Raw genomic sequence first — 20,171 nt, 5'->3', positions numbered from 1 at the left:
CGGTGAAAGCTTTTTATATGTTAAGCTGATTGAAAACAATAATAAGTGATCGAAACTATGGACTTCTCGTTAAGTGAAACACAGCAACTGATTCAAGATACGGCCCGCCGATTTGCACAGACTCAATTACAACCTAATGCAGCCGCATTGGCAGACCCACAGAATCGCCCACAATTTTTGGATAATATTAAAGCCCTAGCGGAATTAGGTTTTATGGGGCTTGAAATCCACGAAGACCATGGCGGTACGCAAGCAGGCACAGTAGCCTTTAGCCTTGCTATGACCGAGATCGCAAAAGGCTGCGCGTCAACCGCAGTAACTATGTCCGTCACCAATATGGTGGCCAGCGTGATACAAGCCGTGGGCAGTGATGAGCAAAAACAAAACTATTTACCCAGGCTTTGCAGTGGCGAATATCGCGCGGGCGCATTTTGCTTAACCGAAAGCCAAGCCGGATCTGACCCAAGTGCCATGAAATGCCAAGCCAATAAGACCGAAAAGGGTTGGCAAATCAGCGGCAGCAAACTGTATATCACCAGTGGCGCCTACGCCGACGTACTTATTGTATGGGCGGTTACCGATAAAACTGCTAAACCGGGCAAGGGCATCAGTTGCTTTGTAGTGGAAGCCAATCGACAAGGCATCAGTATTGGTAAAGAAGAAAATAAAATGGGACAAAGCGGTAGCGCCACCAACGAAGTCATCTTTGAAAACGTTGTCGTTACTGAAGGCGATTTATTGGGCGAGGTAAACCAAGGTTTTAAGATTGCGGTCGGTGAACTAGCTGGTGGACGCATTGGTATAGCCTCTCTTGCCTTGGGGATAGCGCAAAGTGCTCACGATTACGCCATAGAATATGCAAAAGAACGCCAGCAGTTTGGCCAAAGTATTGCTGACTTTCAGGGCATTCAGTGGATGCTGGCCGAAGCCGAAACTAAACTTAATGCAACGCGTTTATTAGTATTAGAAGCGGCGCACCGTAAAGAACAAGGTCAAGAGTTTGCCACCCAAGCCTCAATGGCAAAGTTATTCGCCAGTGAAGAAGGCAATCGTATTTGCTACAACGCATTACAAATCTTAGGTGGGGCGGGCTACTTGAAAGACTATCCACTGGAGCAAAAAGTTCGGGATATTCGCATTACTTCTATTTATGAAGGCACCAGCGAAATTCAAAAACTGATTATTGCACGCAACTTACTGGCGCAAGCACGCGCTTAAGAAGGCGAAAAAGTGAAAGCGGTATTACACGATACCGCTTTGTAAAATCCCATCAATCATAAACTGAACCGCCAACGCACATAACAACACACCGAAAATACGGCTAATGACATGCATACCGGTTAAGCCAAAAAACCTCTGAACGTTTTTAGCAAGCAATAATAAAACAAGTGAGATCGCCATAATTGAAAAGATGGCCAAAATCACCATGGCTTGATGGGACACATCACTACTGGCTTTTGCCATTAATAGAATCGTGGCACCCATGGCACCAGGGCCTGCTAACAGTGGCGTTGCCAATGGGAAAACAGAAATATCTTGCTTGCCGGAAGCTTCGGTTTGCTCCTCATCCGTAGTGGAATTACCAGAGGAGCTACGGGCATACACCATATCTACCGCCATCAATAGCAATAAGATACCACCGGCGATCTTAAGGGCAGGTAATGAAATCCCAAGCTTGGCTAGAAGCAACTCACCAATAAAAGCGAAAATCAACAAAATAACAAGGGCAATAGCAACGCCACGGTACGCCATACTCTTACGCTCAGCCGAGCTGGTACCCACTGTAATAGCGGCATACACAGCGCTCACATCAATAGGGCCGACCACTGCAAAAAGCGTGGTAAATGCAATAACAAAGGTTTCTAACATAAAGCACGTATTATTTAGATTTTTTTAGAACAAGTGCGAAGTGTAACGGGTTTTGGAAAAAGCGCTAGAGTCTACTCCTATGCAGGTTTTAAACGGTATGCATGCCGCATAACACAAAATCAGCCGATAGGCTGAAAGGTACGTGAGTAGGGCGCTATAGGTGTTTATCAACAAGTAGCTTAAGTTATGCGGCACTGTGGATGAGTTATGCGAACCGGCGTTTTCAAACTAAAACTGGCGTGCTATGGTTGTGGATAACATTAACTCGGCTAATGGATATAGCGGTAAGTCATTGAGAAGAAAGGGATATTCATCCCCTCCTCCAAGCCGCATATAGTTTATTAACAGTATCTAGGCCGTATAACACGCTGTTAGCATGCAAGGAAAGCCGTGAAGCACATTTCATTCTTGGTTGCAGTACTTCTGATTGGGTGTTCCTCTTCTTGGAGTGAAGGACCCTATGAAGTTTACTTGATAGACGGCGTTAAAAGCCTTGGATTTAACGTTGGTGATGGAGCATTTATTGGTCGTATTGATGAGCCTAAGAGTATCAATGCAAATGAAAAATACATTTCAGTATATGCTTGCCCAGAACAATCGTGTGCTTACTACTACATAGATCGGGAAAAAGACCATAAGTTTGCGGATGCTACTGAGTTTGTCTTTGGTCCATACACGAGAGAATCGTTCATTGATATTCAAAAGAAATTGGTATTGCCAGAGATAAATGAGCAGTAAAAATGCTAACAAGGCCAGGCACGGCGACGACTTTTCCGTTACGGCTTCGCCTCCACAACAAAGCCGCGCGTGCTGGCGGCGTTATGCCCTGAGGAGAGACAGTGGCAATAAAAATTAGTCCTGAGTGCGGTAAAATAAACGCCCTATTATTTAAAAATGAGAATGTCGGCTTGCCGATGACTCTATTTTTATCGATCTCGATAGATTTAGATGAGCTTGAGTTTCAAAACGAAACTGAAGAAACCTGTATCCAGCTAGATTTTATTAAGATCCACTTTAGATCTTTTTCCGATCTTCAGGACAAAGAATTCGAGTTCCCAGTTAACCCTGAAGAGGGGTATATAGACGGGTCTGTTTATCTTGATAGCCAGCACATACCGGTTGATGTAACCAAGATAAGCTTTTGCTCATTTGATGGAGATAACATTAAAGCTAAAATATTCGGCGAAGTCCTATTCGATTACTGCGGTTACAAAGAACCTAACCAAGAGTTTAATCTTGAAGCTACTTTGAAGTTTGAAAATATATTCATACCTCCTGATATTGTTTCACCGAGTGAACAGAATCTCGATATAGTCAAAAATATGCTCTCTGAGTTTTTCAATATCAGTGAATTATCCGAACCAATAATAGAAAATAACGGGTTTCGTGATGCCATTGTATTTCACAAATCAACAAAATAGGCATAACAAGCCAATGCACGCGGAGCCAGCTACGTTGCGCAATTTTTGTGGTGTCGCTTCGCTCTTGTACCACAAAAATTGCTCCACTACACTGGCTCGGTGATTGGGGCGTTATATTTTTCAGGAAGAATTGTAGATGATTGTAGGTGATGCATATTTAAAGCTGGATAAAGATTGGGACATGCAAGAGTTGGCATCCCTTTCCAAGTTATATATACAGTGCTACAGCCTAGTATACTCTTTATCTGGCTTTGAAGTTGACTCTACAGATGAAAGAGTAATCGACTGGTTTCAGGGCGCTTATGCGAAGTACCCATGGCGCGGTGGATTTAGTACAGTTAATTTTTATCGTTCTTTGTACGCTAAAGTCCCATATGCGGAAAGGCCACAAATCCAAGAGATTCAGTATGCATCACCGGGCCACATTAAACTTAAAGAAGCTCTTTTGGTCGCAGGGATATTGGCAGGTATCGTTACTGCTGTTACGTCATCTATCGACGAAATTCACGATACCTATAATTCTATACAAAAGGGGCTATCCGAAAGGAAGCTAACAAAACTTGAAGTGCAGCTCAAAGAGTTGGAGCTTGATTCTGCACGCCTTAAGTATGTTCAAGAATCTAAGAAAGCACTTATCGAAGGCATGAGTATTCCTCCCAAAATGCAAAAAGAGCTTATGCGTCGAAGTGAAGGGAATGAATTAATGGAACTAAAAATATTAATGTCTTTTCATCGCCGAATCGAGCCAATTGCGATTATGCAAGGTGTGGGTATGCTTGAGGTGGAAGCACCAGAACAAGAAATTCAAGATGATGAGTAAATCGGAATACAGAAACGTATTTTATTGGGCTGGCATTCCACTTCACTCCGACCAGTCTAAAATGCAAGTGTTATATGTCTAAATGGCTTAGAGATAAATGAAGTTACTTAGTGAAAATGCCCTATTAGGGGCTTTCGTTGCAGGCATTGCAGTCATCATTGTTGCAGCAATAGCTCAGTGGCTTTACCGGAGGTTTGTAAGGGCTCCAAAGGTATACTCAGCTTTAGAGGCCGGTTTGATTAAGCATAAGTGCACTTTTCTACCATCAACATTTCTCGCTTCGGAAACAAACTATACAGTCGCTGAAATTGAAAGGCTCTGTACAATACATCCCAAAATCATGAGGAATAAGAAGCAACTTGAAAGTTGGTGTATCAAATAATGCGCAATACATATAACAAGCGCAACCAAAATCGCCCCTTCGGGGCTAGGACGCCTGGCGGCGCCCTTGTTGCGAACGTTAGGTGTCCATGAGAACTGAAACTAAAACTCAAGAGTGGTTCCTGAAAGATCCGAGAACAAGAAAATGGATAAGGCAGTGTGCTGCCTGCGGCCAGTACGGCAGAGATCCAGAAACTCCGGATAATATTCCAAAGGTAAATTTTGAGAATATGTTTCCTGAAATGGAGTTAGATGATCGCGGGTTATGTCAATTTTGTGCTCCAAGGTTTAAATAAACAATGTGCCAAACGAAAACACCTAACAAGTTTGTCAACGATCGCCCTTCGCGCTGGACCGCTAAAAGCGTGGCTTCGCCACAACGCGGCCCGTTACAAAGGCGTTAAGTGTTCAAGGAGCGAAGATGAGTATGCTTAAATTTTTATTCAAGAAAAAGAAACCATCTCTTGAGAAAGAAGATGGATCGCCCAAAACAAGTGGCGAGCTTATTGCCGAAGTCACAGATGGGGCTAATTTAGTAGATGGCAAACAAACATGGGAGATTGCTGAAGACAGTAAGCATGATATTGAGGCAATGAAACGTTGCTGTGATGCCGAGCTAAAAACAATGGATAAATCCGGCTTGGTCCCTGCACCATACTATTTTGAGCGAGTCGCTATTCTTTCCAGAAAAGCAAAAAACTACAAACAAGAAGTCTTCTATTGCGAGCAGTATATTGAGAAAGTTGAGGCGTTTTATTCTAAAGTTGGCTCAGAGTCAGTGGCTGACGTAAGAAAAGGTCCTAGGTATCAAGCTATCGTAAAACGGTTGCCAAAGGCGCGAGAACTTTATGCCAAACAATGCACTTAACTAGGCCATCATAGGGACATTGTTTGCTCCGCGGCGCTTTGGGGTGGCTTCGCCACTTTACCCCAAAGCACCACTCCACAAACAATGCCCCAAATGCGGGCGTTATTTGTATTCATGCAGAAATAGGTGAATAGACATGAACGATGATCAACTAGATCGAAGTCTCCGCTCTATTGGGAAGGCATGCTTTGTTAAATACTTTGCCGAATTTTCGGATCTAGCTATTAGTAGTGAAGACTTGATTGACATGCTTATGCAACAAGAGGGATATACCGAGTCTGGATGTAAAACGAGAATTTCTAACTCGCGGCGAATAATATCTTCGGGGCGTCAAGATGAAGCGCTTGCGATGATCATTGCTTCGGAACGTGTTGAAGCCGAGATAGTAGATAAAGCTCGTGAACTACGACGCAACAAATAACAAGCGGCCGTTGAGGCCACTGAAAAGCGTCGCTGGACGCGAAAAAAGCACGCGCCCCAAGGCCGGGCGTTAGGAGGCCGCAATATCTAGGCTCACGGAGGGCAAATGAACGATATTATTTCTTCTTTGAAGGAAAATATAAACGTAAGGCTCAAGAATCCACTATTAGGTGCTTTTGTTTTTGCTTGGGTTTCCTTACACATAAAAGGCTTTGGCATATTTATTCTCGTAGATACACAAGAAAAAATAGCAATGCTACGGAAAAAGGAATGGTTGTTGTTTGATGATGTATTCTTGCCTTTTCTTCTTTCCATAATTTTTCTTATATTTTTGCCTTTAGTAAACTTACTTTACGATAAGTTTGAGGGAGGTTGGATTGTTCCCAAAAGGCTCAAGATTCTAAGAGCAAAAACTATTGCTGAAGTTCGCGCTGAAAGAAGTTATGTAAAAGAGTTCGAATATGAAAACTTATCAACACTCGCAAACTCCAAAAGAAAACTAGAACTTTCAACTGCTGATTTGTCTGATATCGTCGAAGAGATCAAAGATAATTGCACAAAAGCGGATGAAGAAAGGGTTATCAAGCTACTATCCGCAACTCACGAAATTAAAAGTGCTGTCACGGAATTATCATCATCGGCTAAAAATCTCGAAAAGTAGTTTTTGAGGATTAGGATTCACTGATTTATAGACAGCTAACAAGTCATTAAAGAAGGACATGAACTTCCCCCGATAATGTGGACACTTTTAAATAACTTAACGGTGTATCAATGCCAAAGCATAATAACCCGCGACCGGCCATGCCCTAAAAAACAAAAAGCCAGTTAATTTTTAACTGGCTTTTCTCTTAAGTGTTGGCAGATCTTAAAGTTAAGCGGTTGCGCAGCACTTCTTGTATTTCTTACCTGAGCCGCATGGGCAAGGGTCGTTGCGACCCGCTGCTTTAGTGGTTTGAGCTTGAGCAGTGTTCTTACGTTCTTGCAGGATTTCTAGGTCGCGAATATTTTCTTCTTGATCTGGATTCACTTCAATTTTGCTGGCCCAGCCGTGCTCAGTGAATATGGCAATGAGTTCTTCTTTACGGTCTTCACTTTGCACACTGATTTGAGCTGGGGCTTTGTCCGTCCCTAAGTACACGGTGGCATTGGTTTCAAAACCCGGGCTCGAATGAGAGGGCTTTTTCATGGGGCGGCCTTTATAGAAGAATTTGGACATGGATTACCAGTTGGTTTGAAAATTGTATAGTTGTTGACGGATATTATAGCGTAATTCTCTTTCTATAGCCCTTAATTCATTGTGCAGCGCTCACGGCGTTGGTGCGACAGACGTTATAAGGCGTTGTTTCGGGATATTCGCGCCTTTTGCCATGTTCAGGGAGTCAAAATTGAAACATTATCTATTTCTTGGATTATTAGTGATCGCAGCGAACAAAGTCTGTGCTGAGTCGGTTCCTGTTATGGTAGGAGGTTATGAAGAGCTAGATGCATGCTCTACCTTGGCAGCCATCACCGAGAGAATGCCATTGTTTTCAGCACCGAATGCAAGCACTAAGGTGGTAGTAACCATGGAAAAGGGTACGTATTTTGTGATCTGCGATTCTGCTATCGGTGGATGGAGTGGGATTGTTTTTGGAGATGATTTATCTTCTTGTGGATTAACTAGTCCTATAGCAACACGTAAGCCATATGGAGGGGAGTGTCACTCTGGCTGGATAAAAAGTGAGAAGATTGAGATTATTGCAGGTTGATTCTATCGGATAGCTGAAAACTATTTTTAGAGTTCGTATTCGGCTATTCTGGATTTCTATAATTATCTACTCTTCCTAAGTTGAGAAAATGAAAAACCTATTACTAGTAATACTACTATTCTTCGTCACTGCGCATTCAAATAGTGAATCGCTGTGCTTGCCTTCTGAGAAGACCTACTTTAGCTGTGCGACTAAAAAGAACAAATTCATATCAGTCTGTGGCTCTCCAAAAATAAAATCCAATCAACGTTCTTATATCCAATATCGATATGGAACATTCGATAATATTGAACTCGAGTATCCCAAGGATAGAAAGGGTTCCCTGAACTCCTTTTCTTTCACGCACTATTTCCGATCTCAATACGATTTAACTGAATTAGAGTTTGTGAACTCAGATTATCAGTATTCGATATTCTGGATATATGATGGTGAATCAAAGCAGGATCGGAAGGTGGATTCGGGTATTAGAATTAAAAAAGTTGGTACACAGAAGAAATTTAAGATTAGCTGTAGTAGCCAGATAATTATGAACCTAGCAGATTTAGAGGATCTTGTTCCTTGTAATAAAAGCAACCCATTGGCATTCTGCTGATGAGTTTCAAGATGTTTATTAAAAGTTTTATGGCTCCGTTTTTATGAATAGATTATTTCATCTTATAAAGGAGAAGCTATCCAGTAGGGCTGCCTTAAAATGGAATTTTATTTTTACATTAGGCGTCAATGTCTTTAGCTACTTTAGTTTTATTCATATAGATCCTACCTTCTTACTTGCACCGATATTCTTGTCAACAATTTTTTCTGTGGCAATATTGTATAAAGGCCGTGGCACTATCGTTAATCTAGAGACACTGGATGGCAAGTATTTTCTGCCTTTTATTTATTTAATGCCCTATGCGATCTTCACTTTTTTTTCTGGAAGTATCGGTGCGCCAGATGGCAGTACTAGAGCACCCTCAGAAGACGTTCGTATAATTGATGGTTTTTATTATTTAGTCCGTTCCGGGCTTCCTGCAAGAGAGATATCAGAGTCAGAATACTGGTCATATTTGTACGGTGGCGTGCGGATTTTTACTGGGCACTCAATTATTTTTGCTTACCTTGCTTATATAGGTAGATACGGAACTAGACGGACTTAATGTAATGTTCCTCTCGTTTGTCAGTAGCATATTCTATATCCGTGCTAGTTGAACGTCGGTATTAGAACTTACTTTTTATCAGTTATACCTTTGAATAATAACATCAGACTCTCTTTTCTTTTTCTGTTAAAATTTAGGTTTTACGTCGTTACCAGTATTTCCAGTAAAGACCCTGAGTGAGTTGTCTATGTCGGGTATTTTATATTCCTTTCGTCGCTGTCCCTACGCTATGCGCGCACGTTTAGCTATCGCCTACTGTCTGCCTGCAAGCAGTTTTGAATTACGGGAAGTCGTGCTGAAAGATAAGCCGGTTGAAATGATTGAGATCAGCCCAAAAGCAACGGTTCCTGTGCTTCAGCTTGCAGATAGTGATGTCATTGAGGAAAGCTTAGATATTATGTTGTACGCGCTTGCTAAGAATCCTGAGGTGAAAAAAGTTTTATTACCTGAATCGAAAAAGGCAGAAATAATAGCTTTGATTCAAGAAAATGATGGTGACTTTAAGTGGGCTTTGGATCGCTATAAATACAGTGATCGATTTGAGCATAGTGAGCAGCACTATCGCGAAAAAGGAGAGGTCTTTCTAAGTCAGTTAAATGAGCGACTACAAAATCATACTTATATCATGGGAGCTGAGATGACCTTGGCTGACTTAGCGATTTTCCCATTCATCCGTCAGTTTGCTCATGTGGATAAAACATGGTTTGAGGCAAGCCAGTATACTGCGTTGATTCAATGGCTTAATCATTGGCTAGATTCGGATCTGTTCAAAAGTATCATGAAAAAGTATCCACAGTGGCATGCAGGTGATGAGCCTGTTTATTTTCCTGAGTCATAAGAACACGCGATGCGTAAAACGGATAAGAAATTAGATAATCAGCTGAGGCAATCCTTAACGGATGTATGCGAAATCGCATTGCAGGAGTTAGCTGGGTTTCAGTGGTTAACGCATACGGTTGATTATTCTCGTTTTCCACAAAGCCTGAAGATTGTCTGTGTATTTGATATGAACGATGAATTGCAGGGGTATCTAGAGTCAGACAAAAAACATTTATTGAAAGGCCTAATTGAGGCGGAGCTCAGTAGCTTAAATATTACGTTACCGAACAAAGCCAAGCAGGTTATTTACGATACAGAAGAAAACTGTCGTGATCAGCATGATGGCAACTGGTCGAAACGATTATCATAAAGATATTCTCTTCCAAAATTCTTTGTGCCATGTCGGAAATATTCAATATCTTATATCACTTGTCTTCTATCTTATCTTCTAAGCTTAATAACTAAGGAGATAAGCCCCATGAGAGCCAATTACTTTGAACTTGCTGGCAAAGCCATGAAAATCCTAATGTCTCAAGAACAGTATCTGATTGAGCAGTTTACCCAGTCAGAAACCGTTCCCAAAGCCACTTGGGAATTGGTTAAGCTGCGTATTTCACAAATCAACCAATGTGCTTTCTGCATTGATATGCATACGAGTGAAGCATTAGGCGATGGCGAATCTCCAGAGCGTATTATTGGTTTAAGCGCATGGAAAGATATGCCTTTTTATTCTGAAAAAGAGCGCGTTGCTTTAGCGTGGGCTGAGCAGCTAACCTATGGTAATCTTGTGAACGATGAACAATATCAGAATGTGGTAAAGGTATTAGGTGAGCAAGCTGTGGTGGATTTAACCATTGCGATTAATGCCATCAATAGTTGGAATCGTATTGCTAAAACCTTCAAACCTGAGGTAGGAAGCTATAAAGCAGCTTAGTGTGGATAAGCAAGGTTTTCACTTTCAACTGTCTCAGCCTTCGGGACGGTTGTCTGCCATGATACAAGGGTTTTGGGTTGCTTCTGTCGATCAGGCAGAGGCAATCACAAAGCCGCTGTATTCGGACGCAGGCAGTGGAATTGTGTTGAACTTAAACGGTGGTGTGGAAATCGAGGGTCAATCAATTCCCAGCGGTATCATCATGTTGCCTACAAGTATGCAGGCGGAGCACGTTTGTATGCAACCTGGATGTCTATTTGTAGGCATCCGCTTTCATCCTGCTATTGGCTATGGAGTGTTGGGTCGTCACTATATTGAACCGACGCTGCTGGCAAAAGAAGACGACATATTTCAACTTCATTCATTACATACATCATTGAAAAATGAGCCTGATATACAGCAATACATACCTATGCTGTACGAATGGGCAGAACAAAATCTAGACTTCACAGATGTTATTCCTCAAACCCTTGAAAAGTCATTGCAGTACATTAGCCAAGCCGCTTCTTTAAGCACCTTACAAAGTGAGGTAGATGTCAGCCAGCGACAAATTGAACGTATCTGCAAACTCTGGCTGGGTATGACACCAAAACACTATCAGCGCATATTACGAATTCGTAAAGCCATTGAGTGTTTGCGCGAAAATCCATCGGCCAATCTTGCCGATGTAGCCCATGATTTTGGTTTTAGTGACCAAGCCCATATGACGCGGGAGTTTCGTACGATTGCACGCTTGACGCCCAAGCAAGTTTTGCAAAAGAAAGTCATTCGCTGATAGCGTTAGGCTTTGTCCCCATCATTTAAAGTATACTTTTCAATACATTATCTTTACACACAAAGTGATGATGCAGTGCCGAATACTGAATAGACTGTCTCATTCGATTTTGATGTTTATTAACGCAGGAGTATGAACAAGCTGTCAGCAATAAAAGAGCTTTTCCTGACCCTCATCAATGACGCAGTTGTACTATGAGACATAAGCTTTTAGAGGGTGCCAGTGGGAGGCAGATAAAAGGAGTCTTATCATGGAATATATTACCCTTACGCCGGAAAACATCAGTGAAGAACATATTTGCTGCGCTTTTTCCGATAAAAAGTGTCAGGATAGTTATGATGCAAAGAAACAGTGGCTGAAACAGGAGTTTAAAAACGGCTATGTTTTTAGGCGCCTAGATGAGCGCGCTAAAGTCTTTATTGAATATGGTCCGGCAGAACACTTCTGGGCACCGGTCAAAGCCGATAACTTTTTAATGCTAGGGTGCTTTTGGGTATCCGGAAAGTATAAAGGGCATGGACAGTCGATTTGATAAGATTATCAATGCCGCTAAGTGAATCGAGAACGGCAAAAAAAGCACCTCTATGGTTGTCCAAATAAGCTGGCTTAGTTTTGACCCTTTCGTATCGCTATTTGAGTGAGAACCGGACCTATCAATTCAAATATAACGGTGGTGCTGATCACCAAAGACAGCAGTAATTGACGCTGTTCCGGCAAGGCGTTGCTTGCCACCAACGCCATACCAATGGCGACGCCCGCTTGTGGTAATAGGGCCAGCCCCATCCAGTTTTGTGTGGCTTGGGGTGCATGAGAAAGTTTGCCAGCTAGCCAAGCGCCACTGTATTTCCCGAATGCACGCAGACCAATGTATAGCAAACCGATGGCGCCGATGTTCTGTAGTGTGGATAACTCTAATGATGCACCGGCAAGAACAAAGAATGTCACCATGAATGGCCATTCTATGTTTTCGATGGCATGGAACGGATAATCATGATGTTTAGCCAGATTCGCAATCACGGCCCCCATCACCATGGTCGCTATGAGATGACTAAAGCCAAAGAAAATTGCAATACCGCCACATACAAACACCACACCCAGCGCTTCCGTGATACCGGGTTCACCGGGATTAATACGGCCGGTTAAATAGGCGGCGGGCAGGCCAATCAATAAACCAACGACTAAAGCCCCTCCTATTTCTCGACCGGCATGCAAAAGCGATGTCCATTCTAATGTGCCGTTTTGCATGCCTGACACGATGGCTAAGCCAATGGCAAACAAAAGTAATGCCCAAACATCATCTAACGCAACAATGGCAATCAATAAACGGCCAAAGCGCGACTCAGGACCATTTTCCATGACTAGGTCGAGAATGGCGGCAGGTGCGGTCGCTGCTGCGATACAACCTAGGATGATAGAAAGCTGCACACTGACCCCACAAGCATAAAGGCCAAGGGCAACAATCAATGTGGTTGCGAGGGCGGCGATAATGGATATAGCCAATACCTGTGATGCCGTCTCCTGTAGATGTTCTTTTGTGAGTTTACTGCCAATCAAAAAGCCCACCATTAGCAATGTCATGTCGGCAATTAAATCAAAATGGGAGGTAAATAAATGAGGAATTAGATTAAGTGCTTCAGGACCAATGAGAATACCGAACAGTAATAATAAAGTAATACGTGGTAGCACCGTCCTTTTAGCGATAGTGGATGTGATTAAGCCAATAAGCAGAATGCCGCCGATGGTTAAAACAAAACTATCGCTACTAACCATGTTATAAGTTCCTTAGTGAGTGGCCTTACTTTTGCCCTTTAATTTTTGAATCAGTATGCCTGCAATAATTAAGCATAGCCCCCAAATCGTTGCACTATGAATGGCTTCTCCCAGTATTTGTGAAATAAACACAAGAGACAAAAATGGGCTTAAAAATATTAGGCTACTGATACCGGCCGTATGCTCGGTTTTGTGCAAGGCTGTTTGCCACAGCCAAAAGGTCACACCCATTTCAAATAGACCAACATAGCTGGCGGCTAGCAAACCCTGCCAACCCCATGTCACAGGTTCTGAAAAAACCAAAGCAATAAGCCAAACGGGAATCAAAGCAATGGTAAAACCAATGAATAAGCTCAACACTGGATCATCTTGGTTACGGGTATTAAATATCCAATACAAAGCCCAGAATAGTGTGCTGGCAAACGCGAGTATCACACCGGGGATATTCGAGAAGTTAAGCCCTAATACATCCCCTTCCGTGGCGATAATCAGCGCCCCTGCGTAGGCCATGATTAACGCAATGATGTCTTGCAGTTTTAGCTTGTGACCAAGAAAAGGCACACTCAATAAGCTAAGGGTGATGGCCCATGTATAGTTGATGGTTTGTGCTTGCTGGGCGGGTAAAAGATCATAGGCTTGAAATAGAATAATGTAATAAAGTGTTGGATTAATAGCCGCTAATAAGAGATACAGTTTTTTTTGTTTTTGAAAGTGAGGTAAAGCTTGTGACAGCTTGCCTTGCTTAATTAAAACCGCCAATAAAAAAACAGCAGATACAGAAACAGCAATAGCCAATAAATAAAGTGGCGTTAAAAATTCCAAAGCGATCTTGAAGGCAGTAGCTACCGTGGACCAAAGTAGTACTGCTGATAGAGCGTAGATGTAGGCTTGTTGATGCTGGCTCATATTGTCCCGAATAAAAACTGAAATATTCTTTTATTATTTGCGTTGCTTTAACCACCCGTTACGAACAGCCAACGCTATTTTTTCTTTAAACCAAGCATGCACATCTGGATTAATATCTGCAATAAAGGCATGGGCTTTTTCTACTTGATCTACGTAAACCCCGTTTTCTTGCCACGCTTTTCCTTCGCTTTGCACATTGAGCATAAAGGGTAAAACGCGATCCATTACTTTTAAGAGTTTCGTTTCTTCTGAGTCGCCGTATTCTTGTTCATCCCACAGGGTTAAAAGCTGTTGGATGGGATTGCCATCATGGTTTTGCAATAGCTCTAAACCTTTGCGCTCTTCGCTATCGGCTTGCGATCGTTTATCGCTATAAAGAAACGTATCGCCTGCATGGATTTCACCAAGGTCGTGTACAAGTGCCATCTTGATAAGTTTTTCCTGATCATAATCATAGGGCAGGTATTCCGCCATGGCCCAGCAGGCCATGGCAAGATGCCATGAATGTTCGGCACTATTTTCATAGCGCTCAGCCCCAGTCACGTAGCTTTTACGATTAACCAGTTTCAGCTCATCAAGGGCATAAAAAAAATCAGTGAGTGAATGGATGTTTGTGGATTGCTTAGACATAAGAATAAACGCACGGTAAATGTGCGTTTATTCTACTGGCAAAAGAGAGGCTTTTATAGCGAGATGGAGAGTTTACTTTTAGAACCGTTTTTCCAGGGTGGCTTTGATACCTGCCGCATCAATGCCCATTTCCGCCCATTGTTCTTTTTGGCTACCATGTTCAATGCATTCGTCAGGAATACCCAAGAAAGTAACGTTTGTTTGAATATCTTTCGAGGCAAAGAATTCGCTCACTGCACTGCCGGCACCACCCATAATGGCGTTGTCTTCTAGGGTCACGAAATACCTATGATCGCTCGCTAACTGGATTAGCAAGGTTTCATCTAAAGGTTTAGCGAAGCGCATGTCTACTAGGGTAATGTCTTGACCATTTGCCAATTCTGATAATGCTTTTTCGGCTTCTTCCAGTAGTGGGCCAAAACATAACACTGCAATGCCAGACTGACCCTTTTGCAATACTTTAGCTTTACCAATTTCTAAGGTCTCTTGTTTAGCGGTGACGTTTACTTCTTTACCGCTTCCGCGTGGATAACGCACTGCAGCCGGTCCATTGAACTGATAAGCCGTATTTAAAAGTAAGCGACATTCGTTTTCGTCACTTGGGCAAGCAATTACCATATTAGGAATACAGCGCATAAAGCTAATGTCGTAGGCGCCTGCGTGAGTTGGGCCATCGGCCCCTACGACACCGGCACGGTCTACTGCAAACGTCACATCCAAATTTTGAATGGCTACGTCATGAACCAGCTGATCATAACCGCGCTGCAAGAATGTGCTGTATATGGCGACCACAGGTTTGCTGCCTTCGCAGGCCATGCCCGCGGCTAATGTCACTGCATGTTGTTCTGCAATAGCCACGTCAAAATAACGATCAGCATAGTCTTCACTGAATTTTACTAAATCGCTGCCTTCGCGCATGGCTGGGGTTATACCAAACAGCTTTTTATCCGCCGCAGCTTGGTCACAAATCCATTCACCAAAAATATTGCTAAAGCTTTTGGCTTTTTTCTGATTGGGATTCACTTTCGTCGTTTGCGGTGAAAGTGCGTGATATTTAATTTGTTCCTGTTCAGCGGGTTCGAATCCTTTACCTTTTTTGGTAATGATATGCAGGAATTGCGGGCCTTTCAGCTCGCGCATATTGCGCAAGGTACGAACAAGAGCATCCACGTCATGCCCATCAACGGGGCCTACGTAATTGAAACCCAGTTCTTCAAATAGAATGCCCGGTGTTAAGAAACCTTTAACATGCTCTTCCGTCTTCGTGGCCAGTTCCCACGCGTGAGGAATGTTACTTAATACTTTGCGTGAACCTTCGCGCATCACGGCATAGGTCTTACTGCTTAAAATTTTGCTGAGATATTTATTAAGGCCACCAACGTTTTCACTAATCGACATATCGTTATCATTTAAGATCACTAACATATCGGTATCGGTGTGACCTGCGTGGTTCAATGCTTCAAATGCCATCCCCGCAGTCATGGCACCATCGCCGATAACGGCGGCGACTTTTTTATCACTACCTTGCTGGCGTGCGGCTATAGCCATACCTAAAGCGGCGCTAATTGAGGTAGAGCTGTGGCCGACACCAAAGGTATCAAAAATACTTTCTTTGCGTTTAGGGAAAGGCGATAAACCTTCTTTCTGGCGAATGCTGGGTAATTGTTCGCGACGACCCGTTAGCGCTTTATGAGGGTAAGCTTGATGACCCACATCCCATACAAGCAGATCCTCCGGTGTATCGTAGACGAAATGCAATGCCACGGTCAGCTCGACTACACCAAGACCGGCACCAAAGTGTCCACCGCTTTGTCCGACACTATAGAGCAGGTAATGACGTAGCTCTGTAGCCAGTTGTGGCAGTTGCTTGGCATCGAGCAAGCGTAAGTCAGCAGGCTCGTTTATCGTATCAAGCAAAGGCGTTGATGGCCGAGTGGTTGGGATATGATGGAACATGAATTACCGCAGTTCTTTAAAAAGGCGCCATTTTACCCATAAAACAGTGAAATGGCATGATTTGATTTAATACGTTCGCTCAATAATATAGCGAGCGATATCCTCTAGTGGGCTTGTGTCCGCATCCAATTTCCTCAAGGCATCCCGCGCTTGTTGATGTAGATCTTGCGCTTTGCGTTTAGCACCATCCAACCCTAATAAGGAAACATAAGTGGGTTTATTGCGCGATTCATCAGACCCTTGAGGTTTCCCTAGTGTACGGGTATCACTGATCACATCCAAGATGTCATCCTGTACCTGAAAGGCTAAGCCAATTGCTTGGGCGTAGACAGATAAGTAGCTGAGTTGTTGCTCGCTGGCATTGGCGCATAGGCCACCCAATTTTACGCTAGCCTCAATTAATGCGCCGGTTTTGTGCAAGTGCATGTTTTGCAGATATTCGATATCTACTTGTTTGTCGACGGCCTCTAAATCAAGACTTTGACCACCGGCCATACCCGCCAAACCACTAGCGTGAGCCAAGGTTTGTACCATGCGTAATTGCTGCTGTGGTGCCATGCCATCAATTGGCTGTACTAATACTTGGAAAGCTTGTGTTTGCAGGGCGTCACCGGCCAATATGGCGGTGGCTTCGTCAAACGCAATATGACAAGTGGGTTGGCCGCGGCGCAGTTCATCGTCATCCATGGCAGGTAGGTCGTCATGCACAAGGGAATAGGCATGGATCATTTCCACGGCAAGGGCACATTGATCAGCGGCTTGCAGATCTCCAGAGAGTGATCGTGTCGTGGCATATACCATTAATGGACGAACACGCTTGCCACCGTTGAGCAGGCTGTATGTCATGGCGTCTTTTAAACGTTGCGCATCGACGTTGGGAAGTACGTAATCAGCCTTCAAAATCGATTGGAAGCGATCTTGACTCCATGTTTGAAATTCTTGAAATGTCATGGCGTTAGTCTACGTCGCTCTCAAAATCTTGAGCAATGCTTTCACCATTTTGCTCCATCAAAATCTGTACTTTTTGTTCCGCATCCGACAGAGCTTTTTGACATTCGCGAGTCAGTTTTACACCGGTTTCGAACGCTTTAAGAGATTCTTCTAGGCTGTATTCGCTGTTTTCTAGTTTATCTACGAGCTCTTCTAACTGCTTGAGGGACTTTTCAAAGTTCTGTGCCATGACTGATATCGTCTATCCAAATATGCGTGCTTCGGATTGTATCGCAATCTGCAGTGCAAACTCTAATTTCGTGTCTAAACTTTAAATGAGATCGGTATTTTTAACGCCAGACGGGACTGCAAAGGACGTTACAGATGGTGAAATGGAGTAAAGCGTGGATTTAGCGACACTGGTTGGCCTCATTGGTTGTTGGGTCATTATCGCCGTAGCCATGGTGCTTGGTGGCGACCCAGCTATGTTCTTCAACGTACCTTCTTTATTAATCGTGGTGGGTGGCGCCTTGTTTGCCGTGCTCATGAAGTTTGAGCTTGGGCAGTTTCTTGCTGCCGGCAAAGTGGCCGGTAAAGCGTTTAGTTTTAAGCTACCCAAGCCAGATGCCATGATTGATGAGATCGTTGAGCTGGCAGGTGAGGCTCGTAAAAATGGCTTATTGGCCCTTGAGGGCAAGGAAGTGAGCTACGACTTCTTAGCCAAGGGTATTCAGCTTTTAGTGGACGGACATGATCCAGAGGTTGTGAAAACACTTCTTAGCAAAGATATGCGTCTTGCCGCAGATCGCCATAATACCGGCAGTGCTATATTTACCCAGATTGGTGATGTGGGGCCTGCCATGGGCATGATCGGCACACTGATTGGTCTCGTTGCCATGCTTGCGAATATGGATGATCCCAAGGCCATCGGGCCTGCCATGGCCGTTGCTTTGTTAACGACCCTATATGGTGCAATGTTGGCCAATATGTTGGCCTTACCGATTGCTGACAAATGTAAATTGCGTGCAGCAGAAGAGGGAAGATTGCAAGCCATGGTCTTGGACGCTTTGCTGGCTATTCAAGCTGGCCAAAACCCTCGTGTGATAGATTCGATTCTGCGTACCTATTTGCCTGAATCAAAACGCGGCGCAGAGGCAGAGTAAGTATGGAATTACCTGTGCTCATGATGATGCACATGGGAGAGCATCATGGCAGATGAAGAAGAACAAGAATGTCCCGAATGCCCCCCTGGGTTACCCGCATGGTTAGCTACCTTTGGCGACTTAATGTCGCTATTGATGTGCTTCTTTGTGCTTTTACTGTCGTTCGCTCAGATGGATGCTCAGAAATTTAAGCGGCTTGCAGGTGAGTTGCGTATGGCGTTTGGTGTGCAGACCACGATTCGTGCGGATGATCCACCTAAAGGAACCAGTGTTATTGCTAAACACTTTAGCCCTTCTATCCCCGAACCTACTCCGATTAATGAGATACGACAAAAGACATCTGATGTGACGCAAAGCTCATTAGAGGTCCTCTGCCAAGATGCTATTACCGCGCAAACCGAAGCTAAGGGTAATACGGGCAAGCAAACCCGTGAGATTACGGTGCCAAAGGAAAGTGAGTCACAGAAAAAACAAGCAGAACAAGCAGAAGAAACCGCCTTTGAATTGGCAACCGAGCTTGAGCGAGAAATTAGCAAAGGCCAAGTAGAGCTGGAAACACAAGGCAGTAAAATAGTGATTCGCATTCGTGAAAAAGGCTCCTTTAATGCGGGCGGTGCTTACGTGGAAGATGAGTTCCTACCGGTGTTGGATACCATTCGAGAAGTTTTGGTTGAAGTTCCTGGGCGCATTAGTGTTGAAGGGCATACCGATAGCACTCCTTTAGGAAGAGGGGGGCGTTATAATTCTAACTGGGAACTCAGTGCTGCTCGTGCAGCCGCAGTCGCGGAGTATTTATTCATTGCACCTGAGATGCCAGAGAGCCGTTTCCGAGTGGTTGGTCATGGTAGCGTGCGTCCTGTGGCTGAAAATAAAACCGCTGAAGGGCGCGCTAAAAACCGTCGAGTGGAGATCATCGTATTACGCAGTAAGCCTCAAGATAATGATGATCAGCCTGACTTGGCTCCAGGTGAAACCGGTTTTGAGAATCAACTAAATGCAACACCCGAAGACTTTGGGTTGGACCCAGAAGAAATATTTTAAGGTAGCGTGAATGCAGCAGGAACGTCGGCGTTATTTTCGTATTGATGATGAGATTGCACTGAGTTTTACCTTGGTGGATGATTTGCAAAAGGTTGAACCTGATCATCAGCAAATGGACGAGGATACGCGAGAATACCACATGAGTTTAGAAGTGCAGCTGCGTCACGCCATGGTTGATGTTCGTGCGCAATCCCCTAAATTAGCTCATGTGCTAGATCTAATGAACCAAAAGATCAATTTATTGCGCTCGAGTGAGAATTTACACGAAAACCATCCAACCATGAAAAGCGCCAATATCAGTGCTTGTGGGATGGCCTTTACTTGGTCGGAAAAACTTGATGTTAATCAGGCTCTTATGGTTAATCTGTATCTTCAGCCCCATCATGAACTCGTACGAACCAAGGCGTACGTGGCTGCGGTTAGTGACAATCCAGAGGCCGAAGATGAGCAAGATGCCTATCTCATTCGTTTGGACTTTGTAGAGATGAATCAAGCCTATCAAGAGATCTTGATTCAGCATGTGGTACAGCGTCAAGGTCGACAATTACGCCAACGTCGCGATGATGAAGAAAGTAGTGAATAAT

At 43.6% G+C, this 20,171-nt stretch carries 25 protein-coding genes; 17 read left to right on the top strand and 8 right to left on the bottom strand.

From position 1 onward, the window contains the following. The first annotated feature begins 57 nt into the window (after positions 1-57). Positions 58-1,218, top strand: coding sequence for an acyl-CoA dehydrogenase family protein (locus tag HF888_RS14870; RefSeq protein ID WP_007018391.1), 1,161 nt, complete (start codon positions 58-60; stop codon positions 1,216-1,218). A 24-nt stretch (positions 1,219-1,242) separates the two neighbouring features. Here the strand turns inward: HF888_RS14870 and HF888_RS14865 are convergent, their stop codons facing one another. Further along, entirely contained in the window at positions 1,243-1,869 is a 627-nt protein-coding gene (locus tag HF888_RS14865; protein ID WP_007018390.1) for a MarC family protein, read from the bottom strand. A 390-nt stretch (positions 1,870-2,259) separates the two neighbouring features. Here HF888_RS14865 and HF888_RS14860 point away from each other — a divergent pair, with 390 nt between their 5' ends. The 6 genes from HF888_RS14860 to HF888_RS14835 all read left to right on the top strand — a co-directional run bounded on the left by HF888_RS14860 (position 2,260) and on the right by HF888_RS14835 (position 6,440). Next, positions 2,260-2,607: a hypothetical protein gene (locus tag HF888_RS14860; protein ID WP_007018389.1), complete on the top strand. Its 348-nt coding sequence runs from the start codon at positions 2,260-2,262 to the stop codon at positions 2,605-2,607. A 101-nt stretch (positions 2,608-2,708) separates the two neighbouring features. Beyond that, positions 2,709-3,290: a hypothetical protein gene (locus HF888_RS14855; RefSeq protein ID WP_007018388.1), complete on the top strand. Its 582-nt coding sequence runs from the start codon at positions 2,709-2,711 to the stop codon at positions 3,288-3,290. 136 nt (positions 3,291-3,426) lie between these two features. Beyond that, positions 3,427-4,110: a hypothetical protein gene (locus HF888_RS14850; protein WP_007018387.1), complete on the top strand. Its 684-nt coding sequence runs from the start codon at positions 3,427-3,429 to the stop codon at positions 4,108-4,110. Positions 4,111-4,912: 802 nt separating this feature from the next. Beyond that, entirely contained in the window at positions 4,913-5,359 is a 447-nt protein-coding gene (locus HF888_RS14845) for a hypothetical protein (RefSeq protein ID WP_007018385.1), read from the top strand. A gap of 136 nt (positions 5,360-5,495) precedes the next feature. Continuing rightward, a complete protein-coding gene (locus HF888_RS14840) occupies positions 5,496-5,780 on the top strand; it encodes a hypothetical protein (RefSeq protein WP_007018384.1) in 285 nt (94 codons plus the stop codon). A 105-nt stretch (positions 5,781-5,885) separates the two neighbouring features. Next, positions 5,886-6,440: a hypothetical protein gene (locus HF888_RS14835; protein ID WP_007018383.1), complete on the top strand. Its 555-nt coding sequence runs from the start codon at positions 5,886-5,888 to the stop codon at positions 6,438-6,440. A 210-nt stretch (positions 6,441-6,650) separates the two neighbouring features. Here the strand turns inward: HF888_RS14835 and HF888_RS14830 are convergent, their stop codons facing one another. Then, complete coding sequence (locus HF888_RS14830) at positions 6,651-6,995, bottom strand: PBPRA1643 family SWIM/SEC-C metal-binding motif protein (protein WP_040297886.1); 345 nt, start codon at positions 6,993-6,995, stop codon at positions 6,651-6,653. 199 nt (positions 6,996-7,194) lie between these two features. Between HF888_RS14830 and HF888_RS14825 the strand changes: the two genes are divergently transcribed. The 7 genes from HF888_RS14825 to HF888_RS14795 all read left to right on the top strand — a co-directional run bounded on the left by HF888_RS14825 (position 7,195) and on the right by HF888_RS14795 (position 11,723). Beyond that, positions 7,195-7,527, top strand: coding sequence for a hypothetical protein (locus HF888_RS14825; RefSeq protein ID WP_133308491.1), 333 nt, complete (start codon positions 7,195-7,197; stop codon positions 7,525-7,527). A gap of 635 nt (positions 7,528-8,162) precedes the next feature. After that, positions 8,163-8,663: a hypothetical protein gene (locus HF888_RS14820; RefSeq protein WP_007018379.1), complete on the top strand. Its 501-nt coding sequence runs from the start codon at positions 8,163-8,165 to the stop codon at positions 8,661-8,663. Positions 8,664-8,850: 187 nt separating this feature from the next. After that, positions 8,851-9,501 (top strand): glutathione S-transferase, encoded by a 651-nt coding sequence (locus HF888_RS14815; RefSeq protein WP_007018378.1) that lies wholly within the window; start codon positions 8,851-8,853, stop codon positions 9,499-9,501. 9 nt (positions 9,502-9,510) lie between these two features. Further along, entirely contained in the window at positions 9,511-9,852 is a 342-nt protein-coding gene (locus HF888_RS14810; protein ID WP_007018377.1) for a hypothetical protein, read from the top strand. A gap of 108 nt (positions 9,853-9,960) precedes the next feature. After that, on the top strand, positions 9,961-10,416 hold the full coding sequence (locus HF888_RS14805) for a carboxymuconolactone decarboxylase family protein (RefSeq protein WP_007018376.1): 456 nt from the start codon (positions 9,961-9,963) through the stop codon (positions 10,414-10,416). Between the two features lies 1 nt (position 10,417). Then, positions 10,418-11,191, top strand: a complete 774-nt coding sequence (locus tag HF888_RS14800) for a helix-turn-helix domain-containing protein (RefSeq protein ID WP_007018375.1) — start codon at positions 10,418-10,420, stop codon at positions 11,189-11,191. Positions 11,192-11,441: 250 nt separating this feature from the next. After that, positions 11,442-11,723, top strand: coding sequence for a hypothetical protein (locus HF888_RS14795; RefSeq protein WP_007018374.1), 282 nt, complete (start codon positions 11,442-11,444; stop codon positions 11,721-11,723). Between the two features lie 74 nt (positions 11,724-11,797). On the opposite strand, the gene HF888_RS14790 is transcribed toward HF888_RS14795, so the two are convergent. The 6 genes from HF888_RS14790 to HF888_RS14765 form a co-directional block, all read right to left on the bottom strand. Beyond that, entirely contained in the window at positions 11,798-12,961 is a 1,164-nt protein-coding gene (locus HF888_RS14790; RefSeq protein WP_007018373.1) for a cation:proton antiporter, read from the bottom strand. 12 nt (positions 12,962-12,973) lie between these two features. Further along, positions 12,974-13,867, bottom strand: coding sequence for a DMT family transporter (locus HF888_RS14785; protein ID WP_007018372.1), 894 nt, complete (start codon positions 13,865-13,867; stop codon positions 12,974-12,976). A gap of 33 nt (positions 13,868-13,900) precedes the next feature. After that, the gene (locus HF888_RS14780) at positions 13,901-14,497 is read right to left on the bottom strand and encodes an HD domain-containing protein (protein ID WP_007018371.1); all 597 of its coding nucleotides are present in this window, start codon (positions 14,495-14,497) and stop codon (positions 13,901-13,903) included. A 78-nt stretch (positions 14,498-14,575) separates the two neighbouring features. Further along, complete coding sequence (gene dxs / locus HF888_RS14775; RefSeq protein ID WP_007018370.1) at positions 14,576-16,453, bottom strand: 1-deoxy-D-xylulose-5-phosphate synthase; 1,878 nt, start codon at positions 16,451-16,453, stop codon at positions 14,576-14,578. Between the two features lie 66 nt (positions 16,454-16,519). Continuing rightward, a complete protein-coding gene (gene ispA / locus HF888_RS14770; protein WP_007018369.1) occupies positions 16,520-17,404 on the bottom strand; it encodes a (2E,6E)-farnesyl diphosphate synthase in 885 nt (294 codons plus the stop codon). 4 nt (positions 17,405-17,408) lie between these two features. Beyond that, a complete protein-coding gene (locus tag HF888_RS14765) occupies positions 17,409-17,633 on the bottom strand; it encodes an exodeoxyribonuclease VII small subunit (RefSeq protein ID WP_007018368.1) in 225 nt (74 codons plus the stop codon). A gap of 154 nt (positions 17,634-17,787) precedes the next feature. On the opposite strand from HF888_RS14765, the gene pomA reads away from it, so the two are divergent. The 3 genes from pomA to HF888_RS14750 are packed head-to-tail and all read left to right on the top strand — an operon-like array spanning position 17,788 to position 20,170. Further along, complete coding sequence (gene pomA, locus HF888_RS14760; protein ID WP_007018367.1) at positions 17,788-18,546, top strand: flagellar motor protein PomA; 759 nt, start codon at positions 17,788-17,790, stop codon at positions 18,544-18,546. 45 nt (positions 18,547-18,591) lie between these two features. Continuing rightward, on the top strand, positions 18,592-19,587 hold the full coding sequence (locus tag HF888_RS14755) for a MotB family protein (RefSeq protein WP_007018366.1): 996 nt from the start codon (positions 18,592-18,594) through the stop codon (positions 19,585-19,587). Between the two features lie 10 nt (positions 19,588-19,597). Beyond that, on the top strand, positions 19,598-20,170 hold the full coding sequence (locus HF888_RS14750) for a hypothetical protein (RefSeq protein WP_007018365.1): 573 nt from the start codon (positions 19,598-19,600) through the stop codon (positions 20,168-20,170). Position 20,171 lies beyond the last annotated feature (1 nt).

This window comes from Bermanella marisrubri (assembly GCF_012295615.1).
Lineage (GTDB): Bacteria > Pseudomonadota > Gammaproteobacteria > Pseudomonadales > Oceanobacteraceae > Bermanella > Bermanella marisrubri.
The sequence above is the reverse complement of the archived record's forward strand: the minus strand, read 5'-3'. Positions and strand labels throughout refer to the sequence as shown.